Consider the following 21,146-nt stretch of genomic DNA (forward strand, 5'->3'; position numbering starts at 1 on the left):
CCTCATCGCCCGACGGCGAAACAGTGGCGAAGAGAGGAGCCCGATGGCATGCGAAGGCAGGCTCGCCCTCATCGCTGCTTTGCCCGCGCGCCGCAACGTACTGGCGCAGGCACTCGAGGTCTCTCTTGGCGACCCGCCAGATGGCGTTCATGGGGCATATCCATACGCCCTGCGGGACACGGGAATCCTGTTCCAGGGGAATGAGGCACCCACCCCAGAAAAGTGAGACCCTAGCGAAGTCGGCGGCTTAGCCGAAAAGGCCTGTTCCGTTCGGGGCGACGGCCGCAACCTCATGGAGTTCAGCTTGCGCAAACGGACCGCGCCTGAGCCGTTCGCAGTGGCGGGACGGCTGAGAAGGGAGGACGAAAATGAACCAGACGTCGACCGAGATACGTGGCGCCACTGCAGATGAGATGCCGCGCGCGATCGCAGCGATAGTCGCTGCATTCATCACTGACCCGCCCGCGCGATTCGCCTGGCCGTCCGCGCACGACTACCTCCTGACCATGCCGTTGGCCACCCGCGAGTTCGCGGGCAGTTGTTTCGAGCACGGCACGGCTTACGTGTCGGCGGACTTCAGCGGTGCCGCACTCTGGTTGCCCCCAGGTGTGGAACCCAACGGCGAGCCCCTGGAAAAGATGTTCCGCGAAACAGCGAAGCGCGAGCACCTCGACGACCTGCTTGCGACGTTCGAGAAGATGGGCCAGTCGCACCCCCGTGAAGCTCATTGGTATCTGCCGCAGATAGGCGTCGACCCGAACGCTCAAGGAAAAGGCATCGGTGGGGCCTTGATGCGCCACGCCCTCGCCCGCTGCGACCAGGATCAAACCTTGGCGTACCTGGAGGCGTCAAAACCGCAGAACGTCCCGTTCTATCGGCACTATGGTTTCGAGGTGCTTTGCGAGATCCAAATCGGCGCGGCACCGCCCGTCGTGCCCATGCTTCGCAAGCCTCGCCGCTGAACGAACATGCGAGAGGTCGCAGTCATGCGTGGGATGCCCGCAAGCCATGTCGGGGACGTCCCTCAAGTACCACAACGAGTTTGCCCATCGACAGGCAAGGAGTGAGCTACTCAGCGCCGATCTGGACGGACTGTCGCTCGGGAAGAGTGGCGCATCTTTACAACCCGGGCGCTGCTTCTCTAGGAAGTGCAACGCAGGCCCGTCCATGAATGCATTCAGGCCAAGCTACGCGCGGCGTCTGATGACCAGTCAGGAGCCGGCACTCCTTAATATTGAACGTAACGTCATCCTGCGTGCGCTCAGCCCACCTCTGAGCGCCCACCGGACTCGGCCGGTCCGGGCGATATCTGGTAATCCGCCAGCATTCGGTTGAACTGGGCACTGCCGATCCAATGCTCTGCGTCCCCCAATCCGTGCCGGATCATGCCGACCTGGGCAACCCCAAGCCGAACACCAGAATGCGGGGGAAGCACGGGAAAAGCCGAAGCCTACGCTCGCCCGGACCGCAAATCCCCGTTGTTTTTTGCTTCACTCGCTTGCATTGGATTCTCTCGTTGATGCCGATCCGTCCTTCTTGCCCACCACCAGCCCTGACTATCCGGGCCGTTCTGGCGGCTGCTTCACTTGATGTTCCAACGCACCCACCTGGGCCGCAATTGGCCAGCCTCCGTTCGACCCCTAAACGATGTGGCTATTGACGGTGATTCAAACGGAGGGCTGACTTTTCCAATCAAAGCTGCCTTGGGTCATAACCCGATGCTATTGGCCAGGCGATTCGTCATCCCAAGGTTCCGCCTTCGGGCGTGTTCAACAAGGATCGGCACAGACTACCCGCCGGCCCTTCTGCCTCGATTCTGATGTCCGCTACGCGCCACACGTTCTTAGCGTCCTGCGCCAGGACGAAGCTCACCGTGCAAGCTGCGAAAGCGCCGTGTTCCTGTATTACACGGCCCGAAGCTGCGCTAACGGTGGCCGACCGTGTGTCCGATTGGTTCGAGTAGCTAATGAAACGCAGGTTTCCCACCTCGCTGAGGCGAGGGTTCGCGCCCAGGCGGGCCGCGACCAGCTCCTGGGGCTTGGCCAGCCAGACCATCAACATCGACGATTCGAGCTGCGTCACCTGTCGCCCGCCGCGCACGTGAGCGACCTTGGCTAGAAATTCCTGCTCGGCTTCGTGAGCCTCAAGACGCGGCTTCGCGAACGCGTTGGCTTCGTCATTCAGTCGCGACATCTCCTTCCCGATGCCTTCCAAGGCCGCATTGCTCTTGGCCAACTCGGCTGCAGTCAGTTGCCTGTCGGCTTTGCCCTTCGGCCTCTCCCGCTTCCACAGCTGGTTCCACGCCAGGGTTCGCAGGCCAAGGAAGTTCAATGTGTCCTGCACGGAGACGACGTCACCGACCCCCATCGGGGCCAGCGAAACGTTGAGCTTGGCGTTGTCGACGCCGGAAGCTGCGCTGCTGCTCCGAATGGCAGCGCGCACCGCAGACTCGTTGCACGCCAAAAGCCCGGCCTTGCCCATAACCTGATCGGTCACCGGCGCCCATGCGGTCGGCGCGATCGGCACCTCATTCGCGTCGCGCATGAGCTGGTAGCTTCGGTTGCCGATACGCCAACGCAATGGCCGCGGCGCCGCCGGTTCGGTTTGCTTCTTCTTACGCGAACCCGGCCATTGGGGAGCCGCGGGCGCTGGACATTCGAACTGCAGCTTTGTAGCGGACCAGTCGGGGCCCTGGGCGGCTTCGTACACAGTCAGCACTTCCATCTCGAACACGGATGTTGAGCCGAGGATGTCGTCCATCGGGGTACGATCCGCGATGCTCGACAGATTCGCGAAGTACAGTTGGCGCTCCCCCGCTTCCCCCTGCCCGTGGAACATCAGAACGTTCGCGTTCGCGACTGCCGACGCGCACGTCAGCACCATTATCAGCGCAGCACGTGATGCGCCCCCTGTTCCTTTAATCTTTACATCCATCATGGCCCTCCCTGTCGCGCTATGTTAGTGCCCGGTTTTGCACCGGGAACCGAGATTGCCGTCGCCGGCAGTCTTCGGAACCGATATCGTAACCTAGCCGACAAATTGCCCTGGTCGCTCGGGCCGCCGAGGGGGCTGATCTCCCGACCTAGAACGAGCTGGGATAGGCCCCACTAGGCTGCTCGTCGTCCCCCAGCCGTGGACAGACCAGCTTGTAAAACTGTAGCCGCCGGCGCAGCAAAACCCCAGTCCAATCGTCGAGGCGATGGCGGTTCGGGTAGGTCGCCTCAGTCCCGAGGCGTTTGAACGCGCCTTACTTGCGGCTGGGTAATGTCTCAACTGCTTAGTCCCCCTGCGCCCGCTACTCGACAGGCAGACTCGATTCCGAGCGCAACGATGATCAGGTGAGCTCCCGGCTTTCCGCGACCTGGGCTGAGCCTCGAGGGCGCCGCGCGACCACAACGCATCGCCCGGAAGCGCAAGCGCTTCCGGGCCCACGCCATACCTACTTCGGATAGAGATACTCCAGCCTTTTCGCGCTCAACTCGGCAGGGGATTCGTTGCGTTCGTCGGCGCTGAAGCCTAGCCCTCCCATGGTGTCCCCGTTGATCAGGAAGCTGAAGATGCTCGGACCCGTGCCGGAAACCTTGTCCCTGGGGTATTGCGCGTTGCCGTGGCAGCCCATGCATCCACCCATCACCAGTTGGTCGGAATTCGGAGGCAACTTCTTTACGTCCAGGATGCTCGGCAGCCCGCGCTTGGCAAGCAGGGTGAAGTCCTGCTTGTCGGGATGGGGATCCTTGACTCCGCCCTTGAACAGCTGGATGCCGGGCTGGCTGCTCTCGATCACGATATTCGCCAGGTAATAGTCCTGGGTAAGCGGATCAGGCTTAGCCGGCGTGATGGAGCCGTCTTCGTTCGTGGGCAACACCTGGAGCCCCACGAGACGATAGTATCGCCACACCGAATTCTTGAACTCGGGCGTATTGGCCATCGCCTGCTGGACTTCGGCGTTGATGTCGAAAACAGCCTTGGTCCCTACCGGCGGATTCTGGACCCTGATCGGACCCGAAAACCCTTTAGGCACGGCGAATTTTCCGGGAACGACATCGTAGCCATGGGCGCTGTCTATCGCGCCTGCCAAGGGCAGCGGGACCACGGTCCGATTGGATCCGGTATTGAGGATGGCCGACGGCCGCTTCCCTTGGGGTACCGAAGCATCGTATTGGAGTTCGTCATAGAGGTTGACGACATACAGTCCGGTGGCTTTGCTGTCTGGCGTGGTCAGACTGTCGACCTGTTCGAAGGTGGTGTAGACGAAGGTCGGGTAGTTCTCCATCTTGCGCAGAATGTGCAGGCCGACCAGGCCGAAGGTGGCCACCCGGGCCCGGGTCTTACCATTCTCCTGGTAGTAGTACAGGGCCTCGGCCGTGTGATAGCGGCCGGACGCGATCAAGGCGGGAGTCATTTCCCGCCATGCCGACTTGACCTCCACGGATTCTCCCGGGTTCGTCCCGTTGGGAGGCAGTTCCAGTGCAGACGGGGGATTCTCGGCGTTGTAGATCGACTTTACATAATCGTATTCAACCGGGTTCACCCTGGCCTGGAACAATATGATGTGATCGTCCTGGGGATTGGCCGACGGCGTGCTGCCGTTTTTCGGGAAGAAGATCTGGTTCTGGCCGATCTGGGTATTTTCGTCGAGATTGTTGAATCGGGCGTCGGTCGAGGCGACCTTGACATTCTGGAAGGCGTACTCGGGATCCAAAGTAGCGAGGTTCCCTCTGGGACCCGATCCGACGGGGAACAACTCGGACCGGTGAGCAAAGGTCTCCCAGAGCAGCTGATTGCTGCTGAAGTTGGAACCGGCGGTTCTGCCGCTTTGGTGGAAATCGCTGGCGCCGGAGGCGGCGAAGTTGCGGTTCGGATCGATGCTCCCCCGCACTACCGGAGACTTGCCGGCGGCAGCGACTCCGTTTTTCTGCGCTGGGGAATTGAAGTGGATGAACTGCCGCCAGGCAAAGCGGGCGTATTCCGCGTGGGTGATATTGGGCTTGTAGGGGTCGTAGTTGTAAGGCGGCGGGGCGACGGGCAGAGCCGCCGGAGTCGCGGTCAGGTCAGCCGCCGTGATCGGTGCGCCGCCGGGAAACGGTGGTGCTTGATCCTTGGAGATCGATGAAGCAGCGACGGTAGGTTCGGTTTTCTTACATGCGGTGCACATCGCCAGCGCACTGGCGAGTGCGCCGAAGATAATGATATGGGTCTTCATTGCTGCACTCCGTCATTGTTGCGCTCCGTGGTGAATCCATGCGATCCATCGCGGCAGCCAGGGGAATTCATGAGTTGTCGCGCCGTCCCCATCTCAGTCGGGAGCGGGGGGGGGGGGCGAAGGCGGGTCAGCCCACGTACTGGTACCACTGGATCACGAAGTTGGTATCGTTGAAATCATTATCGGTACCGTCTTCGGTCACGTATAAGTTGCCCCCACCGAGTGTTTTGTTGATGAAGAACACGACTGGATTGCCCGCCGAGACCTGCGGAACGTACGGCCCGCTGCTGCCGAACTGGACCTGCATTCCGTGCGCCATGGTGAACCTGCCGGCTCCGTTCTGGAGGAAGCCGACGTTGACGCCGCTTCCCGAGATCGGAAAGCTCGCCTTACTGCCATCCAGACAATAGAAACTGATGGGGTTGCCGCTGGCGTCGATGACCTGGACGTATTGCGTGTACTCGGCCTGATGCATCGCCGTGAACGTCACGAGCTTGCCGTCGGGGATGTACTCCAGGGATTGAGGGTCCGACCATTTGATGCCTGCCATAATGGAATCTCCTTATCTTGTTTGGCTTCCAGGACTGAGTGAGGCGCCGCTGGCGCCTTCACCGGCTGTCATGCCGCTGACTCCGCGGAACCGATGCGCATGGCATTGCTTCCGGAACGGTGTCGTCGAGCAGTTCGTGGATCGCGATTCGACGGAAGTGCCGTCGTCTTGGGTTCAAGCATCTGCGTCTTAGCGCATCGCCAGCTACTACGCTGTCAGGCGGAAGCTGCGGCCAAGTTCTTTGATCGATGCTTGATAGGTCTCACAGAATTCGGCTTCTATTTCGCGCCAATGCGACTTGACTCACAAAAGCATCGGTAGCCAATGAATGAGAAGCTTCGTGCGCACAGTCGCCAAATCGGCGCTGATGCTTCAGCGCGACTGAGGCAGTTGAGCCAGCCCGCGCGCTAAGGCGCCGCGAGCGAAGGACTCGTGTCGTGATCGCAGACCGGCGGATAGGCAAGGCGGTTGGCGGGCGGAAAGCCCGCAGGCGGCACGAGTGCGACCGTGCTGCCTGCACGCCTCGATCAGTCTCCGCAGTGGCAGCGGCCGCCAGCTTTCCGGTACCCGGCGGCGGTGTAGCCGCCGCCGTAACTGTTCCAGGGGCGTTGTGCGTCGGTACCAGTCGGCCTCCGCCGCAGCGGCGATGCGTCGCCGTCCTTCAGTCCGAGTACGGCTCGGGATTGGCTAGCGCATCGCCGCGGTGATCGGGCTGAGCGGGGTCGTTGCGATAGTTGTCCGTCCAGTGGCTCCAGCCATAGCCGAGTCGCGCGCCCTCGTCGTAAACGTAGCCGTAGCCGTAGCCGGTCACGCTGAAGCGGTTGTCGACCACGCTCAGTGCGCGGCCATAGCTATTGCCCCAGCGAGACTCCAGGATCAGCTGGTAGCCGTTGCCTTCGAACAGGTTGCCCTCGATGCGGACTTGATCGATGTCGGCGGCGGTCTGGAAGAACAGCGAACCGGTGTCGTTGCCCGAGCGGATGTCGAGGCGATTATTGCGGATCAGCATGCGCCGCAATGGATTGACGGCAGTGGAGAAGTCGCGCACGGTCGCAGCCGAGTTGTGCGAAGCGCTGGAGCCGGTCCCGTACGAGCGCAGACGGTGGACGTAGTTGCCGTCGGCGATGGCGTCGTATTGCGGTCCGGTGTTGTAGAAGCAGATGCCGCTGCCGGTGTCGTGAATATAGTTCCGCTCGAGGATGCCCACGCCAAGGAACGCGCACGAACGCGAAATACGCCTTTGCGAGATCAGCGCGCCGGATATCTCCGAATCGCGGATCTCGACACGGCCCTTGGCCGGCGGGCAGGCGTCGTCGACGCAGCGCGAATAGTCGGTCGTGGTCACCACGGGGGTGCCTTCGCTTAGCGAGGCCGGACGGAAGCACGAACGTTCGATGACGATGTCGCCGGCGGACAAATCCAGCGGCGCCTCGAAGCGCACTTCGCTGATCCGGGCCCCCGCCGGCAACCTCGCATTGCCGGTGTAGCGCGGCAGCGAATCGCAGGTCTGCCGTCCGATCGCGGCCAGGCCGGTGTTGACAGGCGTCAGCTGCCAGCCGCGAAGCGCTTGCTGCGCGTTGGCAGTGCCGGCGAACGCGACGAGTGCGCCGCAGACGAGCGTACGAACGATCGGGGCGGGCGATGCCGCGCGTGTGGGGTTTCCGATACTCATCATGGTTTTCTTCTCTGGAGTGGTGGCCGGATGATGGCGATGCGCGCGCAGGCGCTCGACCAAGGCTGCAGGGTCGGCGCGGCCGTTCGCGCCGTACCAGCGAGCGGGTCGGCACTTCGGTCTTTCGCCGGCACCATGATCCAGACTAGCCCCCATGAGTCGGCTTGCCGTGCATCACGCTTGTACAGTTTGATTGCCCGCACCTATTCGATTGAGGACAGCCTGAGTCCTTGAGACGCAAGCAGCATCGCGGGACATGCACAGGGGCGTGATCGCGCCGAAAGCACGGCGCACGTCTTCGACCCGCGGCTCGCCGTCCGTCTCGACGCCGGAATCGCCGCGGCATCCGGGGCCATCGAATCCAGCGGCTGCCGGAGCGTTCCGCGAAGCTGCGTACCCACCGATAACCCTGCGGTAATACCGCATCGCTCGTCGCGGAGTAAATCTCCGCTGCCTGTCCCGCGTCCATCTCCACGGCATGGAGCTAATCGATACCCCCTGAAGACACCGGAATTCCGCTCGAACCGTCTGATCCGTCTTTGCGGCCAGGCTATGCACGCCTATATAGAATGGCGTTGCGTTCGCAGGTAGAATCTAAGCCGCCGCCGAAAGCTTATGTATGCGGAGCGTTCCATCGCGCTCGGCGAGGTTATGGACCATGGATTGCCCTGGAGTCCACAAGCAGTAGTGGCTTTCCTGTGGAATGCCGAATTACAGGACATGGGTGATTAAATGGTTCTGCCTCGCAAGTAGTGCGGACTGGACCAACGGGCGAGCGCAGCGCCGATGGAGATATTCAGGTCTTATGGAACTAGACCCGCTGCCAAGCCTGACTCTGGCGGCCATGCTTTGGGAAGCGACCGTACAACTGGAGTGCAGTTCGAACCACAAGGGCCTGATCATTGAAACGCGCTATCAACGGATTGCTGTTGGCATCTTTCAGTATCTACTCGGCCTCTTGCCAGAGGCATGGGCCTGCCGAGGCTGCGACTGAAGGAATTAGAGTCGGAGAGACTCGCGCCAACGTCGAACTTCTACTAAAAGCCCGCGGTATAAAGTTCAAGCTCAGCGCTCCACTGGCCGATACATCGGCATTGCCGGCTGAATTGATACAAGAGGAAGCACTCGAATCGTCTACCCTCACGTTTTTTGTTTTCGAGCCGCCAGTGAATGCGATCACGAAGACGACGAGAATCATCGTAGTGTTCGATCAAAATGGACGCGTTGATCGAATCATGACAAAAGAAAGCAACCTCGGCTTGTAGGGAAACAAAGGGCTCACATTAAGGCGATCCTGTTGCCCGCGATCTGCCGATCGGCGACACCTGCATTTCCGCGCGGCCGACGGCGCGCCAATATGCAGCAAATCCACTTCCGGAGCCTATAGCCCTGTTCGAATTGGCGAAAGATTTGATCGAGCCATTATCGTTGCCCGACATCCCGGCGCCCCAAGCGCCCAGCCCCGTGCTACAAATACGCCTCGTTCGGCGCAAGGACCCGCCATGGCACGTTATCCCAGAATCGACCAGCCTTGCCCGCTAGACGCGCGGGCGCGCAGCCAACTCGACAGCCACTGCGGCCTGTGCGGCAAAACCGTGCATTGCCTTGATGGGCGCAGCGATGCGGAGCGCGCAGCGCTATTGCGGCAAGCCAGCGGCCCGATCTGTGTTTCCTATCGGTTGGCGCTGGGCACAGCCCTGGCCTTGGCAGCCGCCGCTCCGGCGGGAGCTGGTCCGGCGGACGCCACCGCCTCGTCGCTCCCATTACAGTCGGCGCTACCAACTTCGCCCAACATGGCGTCGCAAGCGCAGCCCCCGGTAGTGCCCGAGAGCCTGGCCGATCCGGGCCTGGACATGATCTTCGTCGGCGGCATCAGCCGGCCCGGGGACGCCGAATGGCTTAACGACGGCCAGGAACTGCCCGAGCTGCCGATGCGGCGGGAACCACCGCGCGAATAGGCAGTCGCAATACTCAGTCCGCAGCGCGGTTATCGCCCAATACGCCGACTGCATCCTCGATCCGCAGCCCGGCGATCGCTTGCATCGCTCCGCGCATACTCTCGGGGCTGCCGTCGCCGACGATCAACGCGAGATGGCCGGCGCCGAATTCGTCCAGGCCCGCGTCGTAACTGACCCAGCGCTCGCCGTTCCAGACCTGCACCCACATATGCGGTCCGAACGCGTGCGCACGGCCGACGAAGCGGCTGTTATAGGCCAAACCGGCAACGACCCGAGCCGGTATGTCGCGCGCCCGCGCCGCCGCGGCAAGCAGCAGCGCGTACTCGGTGCAATCGCCCTCGCGCCGTGCCAAGGCCTCGCTTGCACTGAGGTAATCCCGATAGACCACAGGCCCGGACAAATGCGTTCGCACCGCCACAACCAGGCGGCGCATGCGTGCGTCGACACTGCCCCCACCGGCGGCCCGGGCGAAACCGACCATCGCGCGATCACTGCTCTGCAGCCATGGTGTGGGTGCCAAGTAGCGCGTCAACGCTTCTGCGCCAGGTGCGGCTTCGCGGCCGCAATCCCTGCAAACTGTCAACAACAGTCCATCAGAGGTGCGCATTGCATGTTGCTCACCCGTCTGTGGCCACGGCCAAGCCGCCGCACCGTCGCGCTCGGCCAGCCGGTAACGAATGGTGCCGCGGCGCGACGCCAACGACAGTCGATACGGCGAGGGCACCAGTACTGCCTGGATCTGCGCCTTGAGTTCGGCCTCGGACGCGGCCCTGTTCACAGCGCCAGCCATGCACACCCAACCTGAAGACAGGACCAGCAACGTCCAAAACAGAAATCGCTTCGCACCCATCATCCTCTCCGCGGCCTACCTGATGAGCATTACATCGTAAATCGCTCGGTTCGCGGCTTATGCCAACTGACTGAGCCGAGTGGGCGAAAATTAGACGCTATGGTGAGCCAGAAACCTTTAGACAACAAACTCGTGAGACTCCGTGAGCAACAGCTGAAACTGGCTAGCTGTCACAGCGTCACATTGAGCTCAGTGCAACGCTCATGCGCGATGGCGACCAGAGCGCTGCATCGCCATTGTGTCGAGTTCGGCTCTATGGCTTCTCGCCAAAGCCCCCTCCAACCGCGCATGTCAGCCCCTATGAGGAGCGCGTCAACGATGAACAAGAAGGTTCGCCGACCTAACAGTACTGCCGCGGCGATTCTTCTCGTCGCCATTTCGTACCCCGCGATGTCCGACGTGGTGGACGTTACCTACAGCCTTTTCTGCACAGGAGATGGCGTAAACGACTCAGGCGAGGTGGTCACAACATGCCAAGATGGCTCCATGCTGGCCCGACGCGCCAGCAATGCGACCTGGAAGGTCATTAATATTCAAGCACCTTTGTCCTGCCAAGCAGGCAACCTGGCAAACAACGGAACGGTCTTCGTGCATTGCACCTCGAACGGACAGAAGCGCGCCTATGTTTGGCTTGCGCACCAGAACAACCTCACCACCTTATTGCCGGCGCTCGGCCACGACCGCGCAACCATATCCGCGGTGAGCCCCTCCGGTGTGGCTGCCGGAACGACAATCGACCGCCAGGGAAGGTCGTACCCCGCACTCTGGCGGTCGCCGACCGAGCGGGCGACCGAACTGAAGGTCGGGCTGCTCGGCCTCGGGGGGAAGGACTGTGTTGCGAATAGCGTCGAAGATGAAAACACGGTCGATCCGGCGGTAGTCGGAAGCTGCCCCAACTCGAACAGCACGCGCCGAACGGCCATTGTTTGGAGACGAGATGGACTGCTGGTTAACTATGTTGCCCATGCACTGCCCTTTCCGGATCAGAGCGATGACTGCAAAGCCGACCTGATTGCAGGCAGCAGTGTGGTCGGCACCTGTCAATTCATCGCGGGGACTCCTCGCCATCCAGGGATCTATACCGTGGCCTGGGTTGGAAACGATGAGCCGAAAGTCATGACACCCTACGCCGAGCCTTCCTTCAGCCATCCCACTGGGGTAATTAAAGATGGCAGCATCGCAGGCTATGTTCATCGAAAATCTGAACCTGAGATCGGCGAGAGGGCATTTATCTGGCATCCGGCAAACAACGATCTGACGATCTTCAGCGCCACCTTGGATCCTGATCATCCGGAAAGCAGTGTCAGGCCACTGCATTACAGTGAAAGTGGACACTTGGTCGGCAATGCTGCAGTACAGGGGGAGGACCCTCTGAACAGACCATTCCGCCTAACTTCGAGCACTGGGGCAATAGTCGACCTAGACCCCCAAGGAGCGCCGTCTGAAACCATTAGTACTGTCTCCAAGTCAGGATGCTTTGCTGCAGGAATCGCAAGCCCAAGTGACTCGGATGGTTGGTTTCGTCATGCGTACCTGTTCCGCATGTGCGGAGACTGAGCGAGCCGACAGCCTATCGTGTAACACCTGATGTGATCGAATCAGAACTGCTTTAGCTGCGGAGGATGCGCCTCGCGCGTACTTGGAGCCCTGCGGTTTGATCCTCACTGTGCTGGATCTACACGTAGAGCACCATCCAGATATCGCCAATGGCTCGCGAGGATGATCAGGATAACCGCCACGACCCATTCGTGGCGGGCTAGATTGAACTGTCAAGCTTACGTTGCGCGTCTGATAGAACCGGAAGCTGGGCACCTCACATGCGCCAGAAGCAACAACGAGCACTCGTCAAGCGGATATTAGATCGTCTGGACGGCCGCGTGACGCCACCGAAAGGCGCTGCGTTGAGGCAGCCCCCTGCGGCTTATCTCAGCCCCGAACGACTGAAGCACGAACAGCGCCGCCTGTTTAAACAGCGGATGTTGCCAGTAACGCTCAGTTGTCGACTTGCCAAGCCGGGCGAGTACATCACCGACGACTTATCGGGTGTTCCCATACTGCTCGTACGGGACGACGAAGGCGCGGCACAGGTCTTCCTCAATGCATGCCGACACCGTGGCTCGCGCATCGTGATCGACGCGGAAGGCACGGCCGCCAGTTTCTCTTGTCCGTATCACGGCTGGACATATGGCAAGGTTGCCTGCGTCGTGTCATTCCCCAACACGCCTTCTCGGACCTACAGCCGCAGACACTGAGCCTGATACATCTGCCTACGATCGAGCGACACGGTCTGATCTGGGTTTCGCTGCGCCCAACGCACGAGTGGATGATTCGCCACTGGGATTGCTCGATGATGAGATTGCCCACTATGGCTTCCATGGATTCAGTCATTTCGACACGGTGCAACTAACCCCGAAGGCCAACTGGAAACTGATCGTCGAAGGTTTCTTGGAGAACTGGCACTTCGGCATCCTACACCGCTCCACGATCGCACCGATTTTCATTCCCTCATTGGGCGTGGTCGATTCGTTCGACCCCCATCAGCGCATCGTTTATCCGCGAAGAAGCATTCTCGAACTGCGTGGACAGCCGATTCCACCCGCCTCGGTTACCAGATCGTCGCCGATCTCGATGCGCAGCAGGCCATTTCTGAAGTCGAAGGTGTGAGCAGCTTTCTGCCAGCTGGCCAGCCCATCGCGCGTCGAGCAAATTTCTGCGCCTACCCGATGCGCGTCTTTGAGCGGCGAGATGTGACTGGTGCCGGTGATAGGCGCCGGGCTGTCTCCAGGAAGCAGCACCATGAGCGAGCATCACAGAAACTTCAGCAACCTCACCCGTCCCTTGACCAAGTTCGAAGTGGACATCCACGACATGTTGACGCACGACGACACCGCCGCGGTACTCGAAGATTTGGACGCGGCTGGCAAGCTAAGCCGAAGCTGTTGGATGGTCGTTCCCATGCTTTGCGGAACGGCCAGTGCCGACTTTTCGAAGAGTCTCGTGAGACTCCGTGAGTAGCAGCGGAACCTAGATATTCATCACGATGTTACGTTTGACTGAGTGCAACACTCATGCGCAATGGCGACTAAATCGCCACTACCGCCATTGCTGGGCGCTCGGCTCATCCGACTTCTCTATGAAGCTTGGCACGGCCACCTTATCGCGCACGTCAGTTCTCAGCGGAGCATATCAACCATGAACAGGAAAATTTTCAGGCCCAGTAATCTGGCCGCAGCAACTGCTCTCGCCGCCATTTCGTGTGCCGCGATGGCCGACGTAGTGGATTTTGTTTTCCTGGGGTGCTCGCCAAGCGGAGTGAATGACTCAGGCAAGGTGGTCATGACATGTGGTGCTGATAAGGTGTTGAGGCGGTACAACCGCCCCGACTACTGGGAAACCATTCAGAAGCCCTTGGCGTGCCGAGCTGGTGCTCTAGCGAACAACGGTACCGCCTTCGCGCACTGCACCTCGAATGGACAACAGCATGCCTATGTCTGGCTTGCGCAACAGAGCGATCTTATCGTTCTACTGCCAGCGCTCGGCCACGACCGAGCAACTGTCTCCGCGGTCAGCCCTTCCGGCGTCGCGGTCGGAGCGACGATCGACAGTCAGGGAAGGTCGTATCCCGCACTCTGGCGATCGACCACCGCACGGGCGACCGAGCTGAAGGTCGGGCTGCTCGGCTTAGGGGGAAGGAATTGCGTTGCGAGTAACGTCGAAGATGAAAACACGGTCAATCCAGCCGTGGTTGGAAGTTGCCCCATCTCGGGTAGCACACGCCGAACCGCCATTGTTTGGAGACGGAATGGCCTGTTGATCAACTATGTTGCCCATGCACTGCCCTTTCCGCATCAGAGCGATGACTGCAAAGCCGACCTGATTGCGGGCAACAGTGTGGTCGGCACCTGTCAATTCATCGCGGGGACTCCTCGCCATCCCGGGATCTATACCGTGGCCTGGGTTGGAAACGATGAGCCGAAAGTCATGACGCCCGACGGCGGGCCTTCCGATAGCCACCCCATTGGAGTCCTCAAGGATGGCAGCATTGCTGGCTATGTCCGCCGCAATGACGGTGAGATCGGCGACAGAGCATTTATCTGGCGTCCTGCAAACGATGATCTAACAATCTTCAGTGCGACCTTGGATCCCGATCACCCGGAGGCTGGTGTAGTGCCACTGCATTACAGTGAAAGCGGGTTTCTGGTCGGCACTGCGCAAGTTGTAGTGACTGAAAGCGGAGAGACAGAAGTAGTGACCAAACCATTCCGGCTGACTGTAAGCACCGGGACGATGATTAACGTGGGTGCCCCAATCGATCCGTCTAACGGACCAGAGAAAGTTACCGCCGTTTCGCGAGACGGCTGCTTTGCCGCGGGAACTATGACCTTTGGCCCATTGGAATATAATAACCGCTCTTTCCTTTACAGGATGTGCGGCAGTAAGTAGTGCTAGATCAATAGCCAGCCGGGGCAATTTCTGATACGACCATATTCGAGGCCATTCTGCTTAACAGATGCGAAAGTTCGACTAGGATGCCTGCCGCAACTGGCTCGTGGCGGAGCGAGGTGCGCTCCGCTCTAGCTTGAGTCGCGCGCCCAACAGAATAGGCAGAGGGGGCGCCCTATGCGTGCCGAGCAACAAGAAGCCCTTGTCAAGCGGATATTCGGCCGACTGGATGGTCACGTGGTGCCGTCGACGGGAGCTGTCTTAAGACAGCCCGTTGCGGATTATGTCAGCCCCGAACGACTGAAGCACGAACAGCGTCTCCTGTTTAAACAGCGGATGTTGCCGGTGACGCTCAGTTGTCGAATCGCCAACCCAGGCGACTACATCACCGACGACCTATCAGGCGTTCCCATACTGCTCGTGCGGGACGACGAGGGTGCGGCACGGGCCTTCCTCAATGCGTGCCGGCATCGTGGCGCGCGCCTGGTGGTCGACGCGGAAGGCGTGGCCGCCAGTTTCTCATGTCCATATCACGGCTGGACATATGATCGGCAAGGTTGCCTGCGTCGAGTCTTTCCGCTGGACGCCTTCTCGGACCAGCAGCCACAGACACTGAGCCTGATACGCCTGCCTACGATCGAACGGCACGGTCTGATTTGGGTTTCGCTCGCGCCTACCTCGCGCGCGGACGATTCGCCACTGGGGTTGCTCGATGATGAGATAGCCCACTATGGCTTTCATCGGTTCAACCATTTCGATACGGTACGACTGACCCCGAAGGCCAACTGGAAGTTGATCATGGAAGGCTTCCTGGAGAACTGGCACTTCGGCACCCTGCACCGCTCCACGATCGCACCGATTTTCATTCCCTCACTGGGCTTGGTTGATTCGTTCGATCCCCATCAGCGCATCGTTTATCCGCGAAGAAGCATTCTCGAACTTCGCGGGCAGGCAAATTCCGCTCTCAAACTGCTTCCACACAGTGTCGTGATCTATCTGCTGTTTCCAAGCACACTGTTGGTGTGGCAAGGAGACCATCTTGAAGTCTGGCGAATCTATCCGGATCCAGGTGGCGATCCCAGCCGATGTGTCGCAGAGGCATCGCTGTACACTAGCGAACCGGCAAAAGATGACAAGGCACGGGGTCACTGGAAGCGCAATAGGGATTTGCTAATGCAAACGGTGGTCGGCGAAGATTTTCCCGTGGTGGAAGGAATTCAGGCCAACCTCACGTCAGGTCTGGCTTCGACATTCCTATTCGGGGCGAACGAGCGGGGGCTGCAGCTCTTTCAAAAAAATATTGCGGACGTACTTGGCGCCGACGCGTGCAGCGAGGTCGGGATCAACCCGTAGACTCTAGGCAGGGTTCGGCTGAGATTGCGATACAGCCGAGCCTCAGGCATAAGCAGTTCGGCACGTGACTGAGCCCGGCGGTCTGTTGGCGTAAGTGGTCGAGCGACGGAATGTTTTTGGCCCGTCGCCTACACAGCCAGCGGCGCGAAATGCGTGGTCTCAGTCCAGGGGTCGCTCGACTCCCTGCGGATGAGACCAATTGACCGGCTAGCCAGCCTTACCCATCGCCGATCTTGATTGCTTCCTCACCGTCTCTCACTTACTGATCATGATCACGACCGAGAAATCTCATTCTTCCTTAGCCTGTTCGGAGGGCCAACCGGCCGTGGGTATCCGAGGATCCGATATGGCATTGCAAGATAGTCGATTGAGGTTGAAGCGATTCTCTCTTTTGAGAATGAAGCCAGTCATTTTTGCCGCAATGATTGGCTTGGTTGCTGGAGCACCGGTTCAGGCCGAAAACCACGTGCCCACCAACTATCTGGACTATCTCTTCTGCTTAGAGAGCTTCAACGAAATCCGCGCCTGCTACGCAGCCGACCTGGGCCAGCAGCCAGGGTCGCGCGTTGAGTGCGCAAAGGAAAAGGGCGTGTCCGGAAAATGCCTGGAGTACGTATCGGATGATTACCTGCCCGAAAAGCTGACCGCGGCAGGTGGCAAAAAATGGGCCGATTTGGACGGGCAATCAGGATCGAGAGCCGCGCCAGTCACGATGATGCGAAAAGAGATTGATGAGTAGGCTGAGCATCGGATTCGAATCATTTGCTCGGAACAGCCTGACGACCACCGAAGCCGCCGCCGATTTCACCCTCCAGAGATGGAGCTCTCCAACATGTTCGAACCCATCAAGATTGGCGCCCCCATGCCGCCTGCGATCGTATGCCTGATTGCTCTGGCTGCGCCGCTTCCGCCATTGCCCAGTTAGCAGAGGTGGCGGTTGTTCCCGGGCAGCAGTGCAGAGGCATCTGCGTCAACGATCAAGCATTTGTAGTGGGGGCGTGCGCTGACACGGATGGCACGACTTTGGCGTTCCTCGCTACAGGTAACCAGAAATCGATACTGCCCGGGTTGGCCCTGGGAAGGAGTTGCTCGGCCGGGGCAATAGCCAATTTAGGCAAGATCGTCGGCAACTGCGTGGACTCAAACCTCGTTTCGCAAGCCGTCGTTTGAAACACTGGAGGTTCGCCGATGGCGCAGCGGTTGATGCCGTTGCCGAATGGAAAGAGCACCTCGGCAACCGCCTTCAACCAAGAGGGGGTGGTGGCAGGTGTGTCGAGAGACGGTAGCTTTTTGGCACAGCCGGCGGCGTGGCTCAATAGCGCGACTGCCACCGCCTTGCCTGTCGGGCTGTTAGGGCTTTCCGACACGAACTGCATCTCGGTCGATGTCTCTGGCGGCAGTTCCAGCGGTCCTACTGTCATCGTAAACTGTCCCGACCGGTCGGGGGGGATACGGCCGATCTACTGGACTCGCACGGGTCTTTTCAACGCATACGTCGCGCAGTCCTTGCCGCTCCCATTGGAGGCGAAGCGGTGTCGTGTCTCGTCGATCAAGGGACCGCATGTTCTGGGAGTGCGCAACCTTAGCAACGGGGCGGGCTATCGCACGGCCGTGTGGGCGAACTTTGGATCGACCGTCGTATTGAGCATCGAATGGTGGGATAGAGATCAATGCGCGCGGCGAGGTCGTAGGTGAGTTCACGGTGCCTGACGGTGGTGTTCAGTCGTTCTATTGGAACAGCGAAACCGATGAATTTGCCCACATCACGCCGCTACCTGGAGGGGAAGACGTCTCAGTTGTTGGCATTGGCGCGACGCCGTAGTCGTGGGCATCAGCCAAACGGATGCGGGCTTGAATCACGCCTTCTCGTGGACCCGGTCAAACGGGATGAGCGATCTAGGCTCGCTTCCTGGCGGCGAGCGCTACGCACTTCGACACCGAGGCGGATAGTATGCCGAATCAGGCCAGCTCGACTTCGACCCATGGCGGCACTGACCAATCGGTCCGAACTAAACTCCGATTGATATCGTGTATGTAGTTGTTCGTTCCCACGCGTGAAGAGACTAGTTTGAACTTGGTAGCCGTGGGCGCGTCAAACTTGACCATCAACCCTACGGTGATGTGCGACTCGGGGCGTTTTTCGTCAGCGACCAGAACGGTAGACCCAAGCACTTTTCATTCTCCGCACCTGTGGTTTCGGAGAGTAAGTTTGACGTGTCGGTTGACCTGTTGATAGCCGAAAAACTAGCAAAAAAGTCCACGCCTAACCCGTTGATTTGTAAGGACCGAATTTTCGGACCTTTGGTTCCGAGACCACAGGTAGGGAGAAGAGAGAGGACTGGCTGGCGAATTTTTCGCCAAAACGCGTTTTTCGCCGGTTCTCCGAAACCACGGCTTACGCGGAAACCCACAAAAATAAGGGGGCTTTCTCGACCCACGGCGGGGGAAATAAACGCACTTCGGGAAGCAGTGGTGGAGCCGCCAAAACCCGGTTCCAACTCTCTATGGGGATTGTTGGGATGCGTTGGGCGCCGCCGGGGGGCTGCTAGGGGGCTGTTGACCAGACTGGCGAAGGGATCTCTGCCGTCAGCTGAAGTGCGTGGCACCAGTCTCGCGCGGTGCGAAGACCCCATTCCAAACTGGCTAAGGCACTCCTAGGCCTCTCGGACACCACCCAATGCAATACGCCCGAGTTGATGGCAGCCGCAAAGAGGCGCTCCCCGATGGCCATGGGGCATGTCAAACCTGTGGCTCGGCGATGGTTGCCAAATGCGGGGCACGGGTAATGCACCATTGGGCGCATGCCAGTAGGCGCGACTGCGATCCGTAGCAACTTGGAGGACCGCGTCCTCCTCCATGTCGGATGGCGGACCTGCAGGCATTGTCGGAAGTGATTCTTCTCTTCTGGCGTGTAGTGGGTCGCGCCTGCATGAGGCATGCGGGCAGACTGACCACGAGCCATTCTGAGTTCCGAAACTAGTTGGTGGTTTATCGCATCCCGATTCGGAAGCTCGGATTGTCGGCTAGCATCCGCTTTGCCAGTGAGAACTCATCGACACTGGAGAACACGAACCGCTCCGCATGCGCGATCTGCAGGGTGTTGAAGTGCGTGACGTTGTCGGGCGTGTACTGAAGGAGACTCCCGTTCTCCAGCGCGTGAAGCACAGCACGCGCGCCGCTTTCCCCGCGCAGTTTCACGGCCAAGCGAAACGCTTCCAGCAGCGACGGGCACCACATCGCGAGTGCGCGCCTGGAAGAGAGTGGAAAGTAGATCTGGATGCCCCTCACTCCCAAGCCGAGGTTACCGTACGGCGCCATGTCGATTTGGTTCTGCAGGCCGATCGGGTGGTCGCCTATCATAAAAGGGGTATTTGGAATCGGTCGCCGCGAGCATCCAAACTTTGTTCGCGAACCGCAGCGCGAGTTCGCGCGCGTGTTCAGTGATGAAGCCAGCCATCTGAAACGCGAGCTCGTTGTCGTCCGGGATCTTGATTTGATCGGCAATGCTGCTGAGGTCGGCGTACTCCCCGAAGACGCGGCGGGCGTGTTCGCCGAGCATCTTGGGCATCTCTCGAAACTGCTCCCGGAACCACTTCGTTCGGGTGAACTGCACGGCTAGGAAGATGCTCATGGCAGCCCTGTCCTCGCCGGTCAAAGGGGCCAAGGAATCCTCATCGAGCATCTTCTTGACGACGGGCTTTGCCGCGCTCTCGACCCGTTCCAGGCCGGGCTCGATCGTCAGCTGGTGCCCTTCGATGTCGAAGTCGTAGAAACGCGACTCGGCTGCGATGTTCTTGACGTTGGTGGGAAATGATCGGTCTGCCTGCTTGTCGAAGGCGAAGAGCTTGTCCTTCTTGCCTCTGCCGAAGTGCCGCAGCAGGAACCTGGGCACGTAGTGCTGAACCTTGGCATTTCCTGTGTAGGCCATAGCGCCCCCTAACGCCGCTTTTTTCCTTCGCTTAACGGGCATCTAGTGCCTTTAGCGTCTCTCGGTCGGCTTGACTAGCACCCATCGAACATGCTGCTGCCATGTCTACGGCGCGCATGACAGCTATGTCATAGTTGGGCTTGGTCGCATACCATGTTGCTGTCATCGCGGTGTGAAAGTCCTGCGCGGCGCGCACTCTGGCGGCATTGATTCCCTCTTGTCTGCGAATCGAAATCGCCCCGGAGAATGCGCCATCCATTTGGGTCTGGAGCCCATTCGTGGCGCCTGATAAGCCTGCCCAAGCCTTAGCCGCTGCACCCGATGATAGCGGTGATGCGACAGTTCCTGCTAACACCCCAACAATCCCCACACCCAGCCGTCCCGAATCCGAGTAGAGTCCCTGGGACTCGTAATAGCTGTGGACTTGCCGGCAGAATTCGCTCGCCCTCGCATAGGCTTCGCGCGCATCAGCTACTTCGCACTCTTTACCCTCTTTGCAAAGCAAGCGATCTTTCCATGGCCAGGGCGCAGCACCTTGCTGACCAAAGGTCGTGCAGCCAACTGTCATCAACAAAGTGATCAACAAGCAAAAGATGCGTGTGAGACTCATACCTGCCCCCTGAGCTGGTTCCGAGATATGCGAATCTTCGACGTGCGCTCTGAGCTGTCGGACGACCCGAGCACCTGACTCTGGTAACGGGAAGCGTTGATTCGTTAGGCCAGGAAAGCAGCCCCAGCTAGCGGCAAGCGGCGCTTTGGGAGGCACTCCGGGATCACGAAAGAGGTACGCGCAGCTACAAATGCGGAGCGACCTATGGGGAGGACGTCGGCGGGTAGCAGACCGACAGCAAGCTTCAACTAGCTCATCGGCTCCCGTGGGTTCTTAGGGCTATGCTCAGCGCTGCCTAGAGTCACGGGAACCGGGTTCAAACCCTCTTGATGGGCTAATCGGCGCGTTTGGGGGCCGATGAGAGGCCCGGCCAGCGACTATGCTGCCCTCTCCGGACTCGCCCCGCTTCCGATCGCTTTCGGCCAAAAAGCGGAAATTGGATCTGGCGACAGCATCTTTCGAGAATTTGATCGCGCATGGGAGGTTGACGCGGGTCTTATGCAGGCGCCTGCATCAATTTGATCAAGCGCCGCGCGGTGCCGGTCGAATTATCTGCGTTCTGACGGGCCACGCCACGAC

At 59.8% G+C, this 21,146-nt stretch carries 18 protein-coding genes; 9 read left to right on the forward strand and 9 right to left on the reverse strand.

Annotated elements, in window-relative coordinates; genetic code table 11:
- The first annotated feature begins 368 nt into the window (after positions 1–368).
- The gene (locus AC6CH2_RS07095) at positions 369–962 is read left to right on the forward strand and encodes a GNAT family N-acetyltransferase (protein WP_498268608.1); all 594 of its coding nucleotides are present in this window, start codon (positions 369–371) and stop codon (positions 960–962) included.
- A 778-nt stretch (positions 963–1,740) separates the two neighbouring features.
- On the opposite strand, the gene AC6CH2_RS07100 is transcribed toward AC6CH2_RS07095, so the two are convergent.
- The 4 genes from AC6CH2_RS07100 to AC6CH2_RS07115 form a co-directional block, all read right to left on the reverse strand.
- Positions 1,741–2,934, reverse strand: a complete 1,194-nt coding sequence (locus AC6CH2_RS07100; RefSeq protein WP_498268609.1) for a hypothetical protein — start codon at positions 2,932–2,934, stop codon at positions 1,741–1,743.
- 505 nt (positions 2,935–3,439) lie between these two features.
- Positions 3,440–5,203: a hypothetical protein gene (locus tag AC6CH2_RS07105; RefSeq protein ID WP_498268610.1), complete on the reverse strand. Its 1,764-nt coding sequence runs from the start codon at positions 5,201–5,203 to the stop codon at positions 3,440–3,442.
- Between the two features lie 127 nt (positions 5,204–5,330).
- Positions 5,331–5,753 carry a fucose-binding lectin II gene (locus AC6CH2_RS07110; protein WP_498268611.1) on the reverse strand — a complete coding sequence of 141 codons (423 nt, stop codon included), beginning with the start codon at positions 5,751–5,753 and terminating at the stop codon, positions 5,331–5,333.
- A 661-nt stretch (positions 5,754–6,414) separates the two neighbouring features.
- Positions 6,415–7,488 carry a right-handed parallel beta-helix repeat-containing protein gene (locus AC6CH2_RS07115; protein WP_498268612.1) on the reverse strand — a complete coding sequence of 358 codons (1,074 nt, stop codon included), beginning with the start codon at positions 7,486–7,488 and terminating at the stop codon, positions 6,415–6,417.
- 1,439 nt (positions 7,489–8,927) lie between these two features.
- Between AC6CH2_RS07115 and AC6CH2_RS07120 the strand changes: the two genes are divergently transcribed.
- Entirely contained in the window at positions 8,928–9,383 is a 456-nt protein-coding gene (locus tag AC6CH2_RS07120) for a hypothetical protein (RefSeq protein WP_498268613.1), read from the forward strand.
- Between the two features lie 13 nt (positions 9,384–9,396).
- On the opposite strand, the gene AC6CH2_RS07125 is transcribed toward AC6CH2_RS07120, so the two are convergent.
- Entirely contained in the window at positions 9,397–10,233 is an 837-nt protein-coding gene (locus tag AC6CH2_RS07125; RefSeq protein WP_498268614.1) for a transglutaminase-like domain-containing protein, read from the reverse strand.
- A 318-nt stretch (positions 10,234–10,551) separates the two neighbouring features.
- On the opposite strand from AC6CH2_RS07125, the gene AC6CH2_RS07130 reads away from it, so the two are divergent.
- The 6 genes from AC6CH2_RS07130 (at position 10,552) to AC6CH2_RS07155 (ending at position 16,768) form a co-directional block, all read left to right on the forward strand.
- The gene (locus tag AC6CH2_RS07130) at positions 10,552–11,790 is read left to right on the forward strand and encodes a hypothetical protein (RefSeq protein ID WP_498268615.1); all 1,239 of its coding nucleotides are present in this window, start codon (positions 10,552–10,554) and stop codon (positions 11,788–11,790) included.
- A gap of 260 nt (positions 11,791–12,050) precedes the next feature.
- Positions 12,051–12,485, forward strand: coding sequence for an aromatic ring-hydroxylating oxygenase subunit alpha (locus tag AC6CH2_RS07135; RefSeq protein ID WP_498268616.1), 435 nt, complete (start codon positions 12,051–12,053; stop codon positions 12,483–12,485).
- Positions 12,486–12,552: 67 nt separating this feature from the next.
- Positions 12,553–12,897, forward strand: coding sequence for an SRPBCC family protein (locus tag AC6CH2_RS07140; RefSeq protein ID WP_498268617.1), 345 nt, complete (start codon positions 12,553–12,555; stop codon positions 12,895–12,897).
- Between the two features lie 528 nt (positions 12,898–13,425).
- Positions 13,426–14,676 carry a hypothetical protein gene (locus AC6CH2_RS07145; protein WP_498268618.1) on the forward strand — a complete coding sequence of 417 codons (1,251 nt, stop codon included), beginning with the start codon at positions 13,426–13,428 and terminating at the stop codon, positions 14,674–14,676.
- A gap of 177 nt (positions 14,677–14,853) precedes the next feature.
- Positions 14,854–16,029 carry an aromatic ring-hydroxylating oxygenase subunit alpha gene (locus AC6CH2_RS07150; RefSeq protein ID WP_498268619.1) on the forward strand — a complete coding sequence of 392 codons (1,176 nt, stop codon included), beginning with the start codon at positions 14,854–14,856 and terminating at the stop codon, positions 16,027–16,029.
- A gap of 346 nt (positions 16,030–16,375) precedes the next feature.
- Complete coding sequence (locus AC6CH2_RS07155; RefSeq protein ID WP_498268620.1) at positions 16,376–16,768, forward strand: hypothetical protein; 393 nt, start codon at positions 16,376–16,378, stop codon at positions 16,766–16,768.
- A gap of 238 nt (positions 16,769–17,006) precedes the next feature.
- Here the strand turns inward: AC6CH2_RS07155 and AC6CH2_RS07160 are convergent, their stop codons facing one another.
- A complete protein-coding gene (locus tag AC6CH2_RS07160) occupies positions 17,007–17,450 on the reverse strand; it encodes a hypothetical protein (protein WP_498268621.1) in 444 nt (147 codons plus the stop codon).
- Between the two features lie 403 nt (positions 17,451–17,853).
- Here AC6CH2_RS07160 and AC6CH2_RS07165 point away from each other — a divergent pair, with 403 nt between their 5' ends.
- Positions 17,854–17,979 (forward strand): hypothetical protein, encoded by a 126-nt coding sequence (locus AC6CH2_RS07165; protein WP_498268622.1) that lies wholly within the window; start codon positions 17,854–17,856, stop codon positions 17,977–17,979.
- 1,038 nt (positions 17,980–19,017) lie between these two features.
- On the opposite strand, the gene AC6CH2_RS07170 is transcribed toward AC6CH2_RS07165, so the two are convergent.
- Genes AC6CH2_RS07170 through AC6CH2_RS07180 form a run of 3 tightly spaced genes read right to left on the reverse strand, consistent with a single transcriptional unit; the run spans position 19,018 to position 20,567 of the window.
- Positions 19,018–19,389 carry a DUF4238 domain-containing protein gene (locus AC6CH2_RS07170; protein WP_498268623.1) on the reverse strand — a complete coding sequence of 124 codons (372 nt, stop codon included), beginning with the start codon at positions 19,387–19,389 and terminating at the stop codon, positions 19,018–19,020.
- Positions 19,331–19,957: a DUF4238 domain-containing protein gene (locus tag AC6CH2_RS07175; RefSeq protein WP_498268624.1), complete on the reverse strand. Its 627-nt coding sequence runs from the start codon at positions 19,955–19,957 to the stop codon at positions 19,331–19,333. The genes AC6CH2_RS07170 and AC6CH2_RS07175 overlap by 59 nt, the downstream gene beginning before the upstream one ends.
- Positions 19,958–19,988: 31 nt before the next feature.
- Positions 19,989–20,567 (reverse strand): hypothetical protein, encoded by a 579-nt coding sequence (locus AC6CH2_RS07180; protein WP_498268625.1) that lies wholly within the window; start codon positions 20,565–20,567, stop codon positions 19,989–19,991.
- Positions 20,568–21,146: the final 579 nt, after the last annotated feature.

The organism is Lysobacter sp. GQ73, from assembly GCF_059758755.1.